We start from the raw sequence: 10,101 nt of genomic DNA, 5'->3' as shown, positions 1-10,101 counted from the left end.
GGTGGTGTTGCGCTCGATGAGCTTGGTCATCACGCCACCCTTGGTCTCGATGCCCAGCGACAGCGGGGTGACATCGAGCAGCGAGCGCTGTTCGCGCGGCCCCCCAGGGGCCGCGCTCGAGCGCGCCAGCGCTCCAAAAATACAGCCCAATACCTTTGTGGTGCACAAAACACCAAGGCAGTTCCGCACGACACCCGAGTCCGGCAGGTGCCCGAACTCGAGTGCCGTAAACCCCTACATACCAGCCCGCAGCGCCTTCTTATCAATCTTGCCAACAGCCGTAACCGGCAGCGAATCCGCCTGACGAATCAAATCAGGCAGCTTGTAAGTAGCCAGCCCACGCTCGGTAAGAAACGTCTTCAACTCAGGAAGCGTCGGCAACGACCCGGTCACCACCAGCACCACACAAACCTTCTCACCGAGCGACGGATCAGGAAGGCCGACCGCCGCCGCATGGCGCACGGCAGGATGAGCCAACAGATGTTCCTCCAACTCGTCGCAAGAGACATTCTCACCACCGCGATTGATGACATCCTTGATCCGCCCACTGACAACCAGATGCCCGGTGGGAAGCTGACGGACAAGATCGCCGCTGCGGTAGAACCCGTCGGGAGTGAACGCGCGAGCATTGTGTTCGGGGGCACGGTAGTAACCACGCAGCGTGTAGGGCCCGCGGGTCAGCAGCTCCCCCTCCTCACCGGCAGGCACATCGTTGCCCTGACCATCGACCACACGGATCTCGTCACCAGGCGAGAGCGGCCTGCCCTGAGTGGTGTAGACCAGTTCATCGGCATCATCGAGGCGGGTGAAGTTCAACAGCCCCTCGGCCATCCCGAACACCTGCTGCAACCGGCACTGCAACGCCGGTTCCACTTCACGGGCATTCACCTCGGCCAACCGCGCGCCACCCACCTGGAGCAGCCGCAGCGAGCTCAAATCGGCATCCTCCCAATCCACCGCGGCACTCCACAACTGAGCAAGCGGCGGCACCACGGCGCTCACGGTGACGCGATGCTTCTCGATGGCGGCGAACGCGGCCTCGGGGCTCGGGTCGAGGGTGAAGGCGATGGCCCCGCCGGTGGCGACGGTGCCGAAGATGCCGGGGCATGCCAGCGGGAAGTTGTGTGCGGCAGGCAAAGTCGCGAGGTACACGTCGTCGGCGTCGAGCTCACACACCTGCGCGCTCGCGGTGGCGTTGTAGACGTAGTCGTCGTGGGTGCGTGCGATGAGCTTGGGCAGACCGGTTGTCCCGCCGGAAACCAGCATCACGGCGATCTCGGCGGGATCCACCTCGGGCAGCGAATCACCCTGCGCCGGAACGGTATCGAGGGCCCGGAACTCGCCGGGATCGCCCGCGACCAGCACATGCGCCAGGCACGGCACGGCGGCGCGCACCGTGGCGGCCAGTTCGCGGTAGTCGAAATCGCCGAGCCGGTCCGGGATCAGGTAGGCGACGGCCTCCGACAGTGCGGCGAGGTGTTCGATCTCGGCGCGGCGGTGCGCGGGCAGGGTGAGTACGGGGATGATGCCCGCACGCAGGAGGCCGAACAGGGCCGTCGCGAACTCGGGGATATTCGGCAGCTGCACGATCACCCGGTCGCCCGGGCGGATGCCGAGGGCGAGCAGGCCGTGCGCCATGGCATCGGCGGCGGCGTCGAGTTCGGCGTAGGACTGCACCGCGGCGTCGCTGAGGATCGCGGGGCTCGACGGCCGGGTGCGGGCGGTGTCGCGCAGCAGGTCACCGAGCGTGCGCCCGGACCAGTAGCCCGCCGTGCGGTACTCCTGCGCCGCCGCCTCGGGAAACGGAACGTAGCCCTCGCGATGGCTAGTCGACGTAGTCACAGTCGAACCCTCCGGTCGATCCAGATCAAAGCGGCCGAGAACCGGGGGTGCTCGACCATAGGTTAGGCAACCCTATCTCAGTGGAGTAGGCTGCCGGCGAGCAGTATCGAAATCCGTCCGGGGTCGGACGGCGAGCAAGGAGTGATCGGCAGATGGAGACAGCACCCGCGAACGGCGGCGGTATCGACCGTGCCGAGATCCGTGCCGCGATCGCCCGTCACCTCGACATCACCCCCGACGCTGTCGCCGACGCCGACGACCTGATCCAGCTCGGCCTCGACTCTATCCGCACCATGAAACTCGCGGGCGCCTGGCGCAAACGCGGCATCAAGGTGAACTTCGCCCTCCTCGCCGCGCACCCGACCATCGACGCCTGGCATGCCTTACTCAACGGCGCCGACCCGGAATCCCTGACCACCGCGACCCAGTACGGGCAGGCCGCCACGGTGTCGGCCGCGGTCGAGGACGCTGCCGCGTCCGCTCCGACCGCAATCGCCGACGACGTGTCGGCCACGGTCGGCCCGACCGGACCGACTGCCAGCGCATCGGCCACGCACCGATCGAATCAGGCCGCGGGTGTCGGCACGGCTGCAGGTGCGCAACCGACCACACCTACCGAGGGCGCGCAGGCGCCTGGCGAAAATGGCTCTGCCGCAGCGGATGTCATCCCCGACGACGGCACTCCGTTCCCGCTGGCGCCCATGCAGCACGCGTACTGGATCGGACGTTCGGATGCGCAGGAGTTGGGCGGGGTAGCCGCGCACCTGTATGTCGAGTTCGACGGCAAGGGCGTGGACCCGGAGCGCCTCGAGCGGGCCGTGGAGCAACTACTCGTGCGCCACCCGATGCTGCGGACGAGGTTCCTGCCGGACGGCACTCAGCAGACCCTCGACCGCCCGGGCAGGGCCGTGTTCGGGGTCACCGATCTGCGTGCGCTGTCCGAGGACGAAGCGCAGCGCAGGCTGGCGGAACTGCGCGACCAGCGCACCCACCAGCGGATGGCCGTGGAGGACGGCCAGGTGATCGATATCGCCCTCACCCGTCTGGCCGACGGCCGCACCCGCCTGCACCTCGATGTCGACATGCTCGCCGCCGACGCCATGAGCTACCGCATCCTCGTCACCGACCTCGCCAGGCTCTACCACGGCGAACAGCTGGCACCGCAGGACTACACATTCCGCCATTACCTGGCCGAACAGCCGTCCACCGACGAGGAGCGCGAACGCGACCGCGACTGGTGGCGCGAGCGGCTCGCCGAACTGCCCGGCGCACCCGAACTGCCGCAGGCGCAGCATGTTTCGGAGCCGAACCGCACCGTCCGCCTGCACCGGTGGCTGTCCCCGGAGGCCAAGGCGCAGGTGTTCGACGCCGCCCACGCGCGCGGCATCACCCCGGCGATGGCGCTGGCCTCGGTGTTCGCCGAGACCATCGGCGGCTGGTCGGCGCAGCGCCGCTTCCTGCTGAATCTGCCGCTGTTCCATCGGGAGCCGGTGCACCCGCAGGTCGACGGCGTGGTCGGCGACTTCACCTCCTCGGTGCTGCTCGAGGTCGATGTCACCGAGCCCGCCACCGTCGCCGAGCGTGCGCGCATTCTGCAGCAGCGCCTGCACGAAGCGGGCGCCCATTCGGCCTACTCGGGCCTCGAGGTCCTGCGTGACCTGGGCCGTCAGCGCGGCGAACCGGTGCTGGCCCCCATCGTCTACACCAGCGCCCTCAACCTCGGCGAACTGTTCGCCGACACCGTCACCGACACCTTCGGTGACCCGGTCTGGATCATCTCCCAGGGCCCGCAGGTACTGCTCGACGCCCAGATCACCGAGGTCCGCGGCGGCCTCCTGCTCAACTGGGACATCCGCGAATCCGCCTTCCCGCCCGGCATGGTCGAGGACATGTTCGCCCGCTACATCGAGGCCATCGAACGCCTGGGCGGCCAGAGTTCGGCGACCCTCGCGGGCTGGCAGGCCGAGGCAGGCGTGCGAATTCCCGTGGAGCAGGCCGCGACCCGCGCCCGGGTGAACGCGACGGCCGCGCCCCTGAGCGGAAACCTGCTGCACACGGGCTTCTTTGCGAATGCCGCGACGAACCCGTCCGCGCCCGCGGTGCTCTGGGAGCCCGCCGGGCAGCTGACCTACGGTGAGCTGGCCGCCGACGCACTCGCCGTGGCAGGTGCCCTGCGCGAAGCCGGTGTGACGCCGGGTGATTCGGTGGCCGTGCAGTTGCCGAAGGGGCCCGATCAGGTGGTCGCCGTCCTCGGCGTGCTCGCCGCCGGTGCGGTGTACGTGCCGATCGGCTTCGACCAGCCCGCCGCCCGCCGCGCCGAAATCCTCTCCACCGCCGACGCCGTCGCGGTACTCACCGTCGGTGGTACCCAGATCCCCGAGGCCCGGGTCGTCGACCTGGCCGAAGCCCGCAACCACCCGGAACCCTTGGCGCGCCCCGTCTTCGGCGATCCGGAGAACATCGCCTACGTGCTGTTCACTTCCGGCTCCACGGGCAAGCCGAAGGGTGTCGAGGTGCCGCACCGTGCCGCCATGAACACCATCGACGACCTCGACGCCCGCTTCGGCATCGGTGCGAACGACCGCGCCCTCGCCCTCTCGGCCCTCGAGTTCGACCTCTCGGTCTACGACATCTTCGGCCTGCTCGCGGCGGGCGGCGCCGTGGTCACCGTCGACGACGCGCAACGCGGCGATCCGGCGCGCTGGGTGGACATCATTCGCCGCCACGAGGTTTCGCTGGTCAACTGTGTTCCCAGCCTGCTCGACATGCTGCTCACCGCGGCGGGCGGGCAAGCGCTGCCGTCGCTGCGCACGGTGATCCTCGGTGGCGACTGGGTGGATGTCGCGCTGCCCGCACGCCTGGCTGCTGTGGCGCCGGACTGCCGCTTCGCGGGTCTCGGTGGCGCCACCGAAACCGCCATCCACTCCACCATCTGCGAGGTCGTCGGCGCCGAGGTGCCTACCGAGTGGACGGCCGTGCCCTACGGCACCCCGTTGCGCAATGTGCGGTGCCGCGTGGTCGGCCCGGCGGGCAACGACTGCCCCGACTGGGTGAGCGGTGAACTGTGGATCGGTGGGGACGGTGTGGCCGCCGGGTACCGCAAGGACCCCGAACGCACCGCCGACCGCTTCGTCACCCACGAGGGTGTGCGTTGGTACCGCACCGGTGACCTGGCCCGCTACCTGCCCGACGGCGGTCTGGAGTTCCTGGGCCGCGCCGATCACCAGGTGAAGATCCGTGGTTACCGGGTGGAACTCGGTGAGGTGGAGAGCGCCCTGCGCGCCGTGCCCGGCGTGCGGCACGCGGTCGCGGCCGTGGTCGGCAAGGCCGCGCCGAAACTGGTCGCGCTGGTGGTGCCGACGCCGGGCACCGTCCTCGATGCCGACACCGTGCTGGCCGCCACCGCCGAACTGGTCCCCACCTACATGGTGCCGACCCGTCTGGAACTGCTACCCGAACTTCCGCTCACCCCGAACGCCAAACCCGACCGCAAGGCCATTCGTGCCGTACTCGAAAAGGGCGAAGCTGCCGAGGAATTCGTCGCCCCGCGCACCGATCTGGAAAGCGCGCTCGCGGCCGTGATCGGCGAGGTCCTCGCGACCGAACGCATCGGCGTCACCGACGACTTCTTCGCTCTCGGTGGTGATTCGGTGCTCGCCACGACTGCCGTCGCCCGCATCCGGGAATGGCTCGACGCACCCGACACCGTGGTCGCCGACCTGTTCACCGCGCGCAGCGTCGAGGGTCTGGCGAAGCGAATGACGCAGCGGGAGAACGAGTCCGGTACGCCGGGCAGGTTGGCGGCGGTCGCGACCATGTATCTCGAGGTGGCCGCGATGACCGACGAGGAGATCCTGGCACAGTCCTGACCGGAGGGCGGTTCTCGATTCGCGGTTGTCCCAGCTCGCACTACACTTCGGTCGGTGAGCAAGTGGACTACCGCTGACCTATCCGACCAGACCGGCCGCACTGTCATCGTGACCGGCGCCAACAGCGGTCTCGGTGCCGCCACCGCGCGGGCGCTGTCCGCGAAAGGCGCGCGGGTGATCCTGGCCTGCCGCAATACGGCCAAGGCCGAGCAGGTGGCGAGCGAGTTACCCGGGGAGACCCAGGTGCGTGAGCTCGATCTGGCCGACCTGAACTCGGTGCGCGCTTTCGCCGAGTCCATCGAGCGGGTCGACGTGCTGATCAACAACGCGGGCGTGATGGCGCTGCCGCTGCGCCGCACCGTAGACGGTTTCGAAATGCAGTTCGGCACAAACCATCTCGGCCACTTCGCGCTCACCAACCTGCTGCTCGACCGGATCGCCGACCGGGTGGTCACCGTGTCGAGCAACGCGCACCGCATCGGCCGCATCGACCTGACCGACCCCAACTGGGAGCAGCGCCGCTACGACCGCTGGCGCGCCTACGGCCAGTCCAAGCTGGCCAATCTGCTGTTCGCCACCGAACTGCAGCGCCGGCTGGCCGGCGAGGGGTCGTCGGTGCTCTCGGTGGCCGCGCACCCCGGCTACGCCGCGACCGAACTCATGTCGCACACCGAATCGGTGCAGGAAGTCTTCATGTGGCTCGGCAACCGGATGTTCGCGCAGAGCCCCGCCCAGGGCGCCCTGCCCACGCTGTTCGCCGCCACCGCCGACGTGGAGCCCGGCGGGTTCTACGGTCCCGACGGCCTGTTCGGTCTGTGGGGCCACCCGGCGCCGTGCGCGATGGCCGCGCCCGCGCACGATCGCGCCGTTGCCGCCGAGCTCTGGGAGCTGTCGGAGAAGCTGTGCGGTCTGCTCTGAGGTGATCGCGATCACCCATGTCACATTTCGGCGCCGTGCGTCGTCGTAGAGGTGTATTCCACCCGACGAAGGAGTGATCATGGAAGCGCGTTTCGACCTCTACAACAACCCCGTCGCCATCAGCTTCGTGAAGCGGCTGCAGACCGCGGCCAAGGTGATCGACGGCTCGCCGCTGCCGAAGGCCACCCATGAGCTGGTGAAGATCCGCGCGTCGCAGATCAACGGGTGCAGCTTCTGCGTCGACATGCACACCAAGGACGCCGCGCACATGGGCGAATCCTCGGTGCGGATCAACCTGGTCGCGGCGTGGCGCGAGGCCAACGTGTTCACCGAGGCGGAGCGGGCCGCGCTCGCTCTCACCGAGGAGGCGACCCGCGTCGCCGACGGCGGCCAGGTCACCGACGACACCTGGGCCCAGGTCCGCAAGCACTACGACGACGACCAGATCGCCGCGTTGATCGCCGCCATCGCGACGATCAACGCCTGGAACCGGCTCAATGCCATCGCCCACACCCCGGCGGGCGACTACGTGGCAGGCCAGTTCGGCTGAGAGCCGGGAGCTCAGGCGAATCGGTGCCCGTATTCGGCCGCCCACTGCGCGAAGGTGCGCGCTGGGCGGCCGAGCACGTTTTCTACCGTCGGGTCGACGGTGCGGGACTCCGGGCTCGACTCGGCGTACCAGCCGATCACGTACTCGGCATCCGCCCGTGACACCCCGGTCGCCGTCAGCCGCTCGATCGCCTGCTCATGGCTGATTGTCACGAACGCGATCTTCCTTCCGGCTGCCTCGGCGAGCACGGCCAATCGTTCCTGCGGCGTGAGCGCCTGTGGTCCGGTGAGGTTGTATGCGCGCCCGGCGTGCCCGTCCTCGAGCAGTGCGACCGCGGCCACCGCACCGATATCGGCTTCGTGCACCAGCGCGCTCGGATGCGCGTACGGCTCGCGCACCACGCCCTCGGCCCGGATCGAATCGGCCCAGGTGAGCGTGTTCGCCATGAACTCCTGCGGTTCCAGCCGCGTCCATTCCACGCCGGAACGCTCGATCGCCTGCTCGACGGGACCGACGCCGCCACCCCAGACCACCGTGATGCGCCGCACGCCCGCCGCCACCGCCCGATCGACGAGTTCCTGGCCCACCTCGGCCAGACCCGCCGTCACGGTCACGTGCAAACGGTCGACGCCGCTCCAGTCGAGCGTGTCCGGCTCGGTGTGTGTTCCGCTGACCAGTTCCACCTCGGGGCCGAGGAGTGCGCGTGCCCTTTCGGTATCGCGGGTGAGTGCTTTGACCTTCTCGCCGCGCTCGACGAGTTCACGAACCACCTGGCGCCCGGTATTGCCGGTCGCGCCCGTAACCAGTGTTGTCACAGTCGATTTCCTTTCCTCGGCACCCACGCTAGGAACTCAACAGAGGTTGAGGTCAACCGGCGCGGCGGTGTGATCGTGCGCACTTCGGGCAACCACGCGCGGGTCCGCGACGTTTCACCGGTGGTACAGTCCACGGCATGCAGCGCGCATATTTCTGGTTTAGCGAGCCGGCCCTGGGTGGGCCGGTCTGCGACCCTGCGCGCTGACTTCCTCCACCCCGAGCCGGATACCTGACCGGCTCGACGGGTAGCGAAATTTCCGTGGGTCGGCCTTCAACCGAAAAGGACCCACATTCTCATGACCACCGCAGTTGACGTAGACGCGCGGCACTCCGATCTCGACGATCAGCGCACCCTCAGCGTGAGCCCCCTTCGCTCGCCCGCCGAGGTCCGCCTCGTGCACCCCATCACCGACGAGCTGGCCGACACCGTGCGCTCGGGTCGCAAAGCCACCGTCGACGTGCTCAACGGCGACGACGACCGCCTGATGGTGATCGTCGGCCCGTGCTCGGTGCACGACCCCGTCGCCGCCCTCGACTACGCCCGCAAGCTCGCCGCCAAGGCCGAGGAACTCGGCGACCGGCTGCACATCGTCATGCGCGTGTACTTCGAGAAGCCGCGTACCACGCTGGGCTGGAAGGGCCTGATCAACGACCCGCACCTGGACGGTTCGTTCGACGTGAACACCGGCCTCGGCATCGGCCGCAAGGTGCTCGTCGACATCACCGCCCTCGGCCTGCCGGTGGCGTGTGAGTTCCTCGACCCGATCACCCCGCAGTACATCGCGGACCTGGTCTCCTACGGCGCGATCGGCGCGCGCACCGCCGCCAGCCAGGTGCACCGTCAGCTGTCCTCGGCGCTGTCGATGCCGGTGGGCATCAAGAACGGCACCGACGGTGACGTGCAGGTCGCGGTCGACGGTGTGCGGGCCGCCGCCGCCAGCCACGTCTTCCCCGGCACCGACCTCGACGGTCGTTCGGCGCTGATCCGCACCTCGGGCAACCCGGACTGCCACGTCATCCTGCGCGGTGGCAGCAACGGCACCAACTACGACGCCGCCTCCGTCGCCGAGGCCAAGCTGCGCCTGGAGAAGTCGTCGCTGCCCCAGCGCGTGGTGGTCGACGCCAGCCACGGCAACAGCAACAAGGACCACAACCGTCAGGTCGACGTCGTCACCGACATCGCGACCCGGCTCGCCGCCGGTGAGCAGGGCGTGGTCGGTGTGATGCTCGAGTCGTTCCTCGTCGCGGGCCGCCAGGACCTCACCCTCGGCAAGGCCGCCGACCTCACCTACGGCCAGTCCATCACCGATGCCTGCATCGACTGGGAGACCACCGCCACGCAGCTCGACCGCCTGGCGCAGGCTGTCGCGAAGCGGCGCGGGTAACGCGACGGGCCGAGAGCCCCGGATATTCCGGGGCTCTGGCCGCAGAGCCTGCCGGAAGGTATGCTGGCATACCATGAAGCGCACGACCATCAAGCTCCCCGACGACCTCGACAGCCGCGTCCGGCACGAGGCCGCGCGTCGTGGCATGACTGTGTCGGAGTGGACCAGAGAAGCGCTGGCTGCGCAGCTTCCCGGCCACGGTGTTCGCCGATTCGGTGCCGCGGGCGCGGGTCGCAGTGGACGCTCCGATATTTCCGAGCGGATCGAGGAAATTCTGCGGGGAGAGTGGGACCGATAGCGCGCCTGCTGGTCGACGCGGGCCCGCTCTACGCCTATGTCGACGCGGACGATGCCCATCATCGGGCCTGTTTGGAGCTACTCCAAAGCCACCGTGGCCCGCTCATCGTTCCAACGCTCGTCATCACGGAGGCCGCCTACCTCATCGGCACGCGATTGGGCGCGGAAGCCGAGGTGCGCTTCCTCGGTGACTTCGCCGAGGGGTTGTTCGAGGTAGAGCCGGTGCGTCCAGGCGACTGGCTGCGCATCGCCGAACTCGTTGCGCGCTACCGTGACTGGCCGCTGGGAACGGCGGACGCGTCGGTTGTCGCTACCGCCGAGAGATTGGGCATCACCGAGATCGCGACAGTCGACCGCCGGCACTTCGGAGCGATCCGCCCTGCTCATACCGAGGCTTTCCACCTCTTACCGTGAGCTCGACGTT

General features: G+C 68.7%; 9 protein-coding genes. 6 read left to right on the top strand and 3 right to left on the bottom strand.

Annotated elements, in window-relative coordinates; all coding sequences use genetic code 11:
- Together AB0I19_RS12300 and AB0I19_RS12295 are read right to left on the bottom strand one after the other, a co-directional pair.
- Nucleotides 1–189, bottom strand: a 189-nt coding sequence (locus tag AB0I19_RS12300; RefSeq protein WP_357147705.1) for an Hsp70 family protein, incomplete at its 3' end; no start/stop codon positions are given.
- 45 nt (nucleotides 190–234) lie between these two features.
- On the bottom strand, nucleotides 235–1,842 hold the full coding sequence (locus AB0I19_RS12295; protein ID WP_357147703.1) for an AMP-binding protein: 1,608 nt from the start codon (nucleotides 1,840–1,842) through the stop codon (nucleotides 235–237).
- Between the two features lie 152 nt (nucleotides 1,843–1,994).
- Between AB0I19_RS12295 and AB0I19_RS12290 the strand changes: the two genes are divergently transcribed.
- The 3 genes from AB0I19_RS12290 (at nucleotide 1,995) to AB0I19_RS12280 (ending at nucleotide 7,179) form a co-directional block, all read left to right on the top strand.
- A complete protein-coding gene (locus AB0I19_RS12290) occupies nucleotides 1,995–5,711 on the top strand; it encodes an amino acid adenylation domain-containing protein (RefSeq protein WP_357147700.1) in 3,717 nt (1,238 codons plus the stop codon).
- Between the two features lie 54 nt (nucleotides 5,712–5,765).
- Nucleotides 5,766–6,629 carry an oxidoreductase gene (locus AB0I19_RS12285; RefSeq protein ID WP_357147697.1) on the top strand — a complete coding sequence of 288 codons (864 nt, stop codon included), beginning with the start codon at nucleotides 5,766–5,768 and terminating at the stop codon, nucleotides 6,627–6,629.
- Between the two features lie 79 nt (nucleotides 6,630–6,708).
- A complete protein-coding gene (locus AB0I19_RS12280) occupies nucleotides 6,709–7,179 on the top strand; it encodes a carboxymuconolactone decarboxylase family protein (protein ID WP_067492565.1) in 471 nt (156 codons plus the stop codon).
- Nucleotides 7,180–7,190: 11 nt separating this feature from the next.
- Here the strand turns inward: AB0I19_RS12280 and AB0I19_RS12275 are convergent, their stop codons facing one another.
- Nucleotides 7,191–7,994, bottom strand: a complete 804-nt coding sequence (locus tag AB0I19_RS12275) for an NAD(P)H-binding protein (RefSeq protein WP_357147693.1) — start codon at nucleotides 7,992–7,994, stop codon at nucleotides 7,191–7,193.
- A gap of 297 nt (nucleotides 7,995–8,291) precedes the next feature.
- Here AB0I19_RS12275 and AB0I19_RS12270 point away from each other — a divergent pair, with 297 nt between their 5' ends.
- The 3 genes from AB0I19_RS12270 to AB0I19_RS12260 all read left to right on the top strand — a co-directional run bounded on the left by AB0I19_RS12270 (nucleotide 8,292) and on the right by AB0I19_RS12260 (nucleotide 10,091).
- On the top strand, nucleotides 8,292–9,380 hold the full coding sequence (locus tag AB0I19_RS12270; RefSeq protein WP_357147690.1) for a 3-deoxy-7-phosphoheptulonate synthase: 1,089 nt from the start codon (nucleotides 8,292–8,294) through the stop codon (nucleotides 9,378–9,380).
- Nucleotides 9,381–9,453: 73 nt separating this feature from the next.
- Complete coding sequence (locus AB0I19_RS12265) at nucleotides 9,454–9,678, top strand: CopG family transcriptional regulator (RefSeq protein WP_181701128.1); 225 nt, start codon at nucleotides 9,454–9,456, stop codon at nucleotides 9,676–9,678.
- Entirely contained in the window at nucleotides 9,666–10,091 is a 426-nt protein-coding gene (locus tag AB0I19_RS12260) for a PIN domain-containing protein (RefSeq protein ID WP_357147687.1), read from the top strand. Before AB0I19_RS12265 ends, AB0I19_RS12260 begins: the two co-directional genes overlap by 13 nt.
- Nucleotides 10,092–10,101: the final 10 nt, after the last annotated feature.

This window comes from Nocardia sp. NPDC050413, from assembly GCF_040655475.1.
Lineage (GTDB): Bacteria > Actinomycetota > Actinomycetes > Mycobacteriales > Mycobacteriaceae > Nocardia > Nocardia coubleae.
The sequence above is the reverse complement of the archived record's forward strand: the minus strand, read 5'-3'. Positions and strand labels throughout refer to the sequence as shown.

What these genes read in the sequence shown, in the direction of transcription:
- AB0I19_RS12280 (WP_067492565.1), top strand. Translation starts at nt 6,709, where the DNA reads ATGGAAGCGCGTTTCGACCTCTACAACAACCCCGTCGCCATCAGCTTC.
- AB0I19_RS12270 (WP_357147690.1), top strand. Translation starts at nt 8,292, where the DNA reads ATGACCACCGCAGTTGACGTAGACGCGCGGCACTCCGATCTCGACGAT.
- AB0I19_RS12290 (WP_357147700.1), top strand. Translation starts at nt 1,995, where the DNA reads ATGGAGACAGCACCCGCGAACGGCGGCGGTATCGACCGTGCCGAGATC.
- AB0I19_RS12265 (WP_181701128.1), top strand. Translation starts at nt 9,454, where the DNA reads ATGAAGCGCACGACCATCAAGCTCCCCGACGACCTCGACAGCCGCGTC.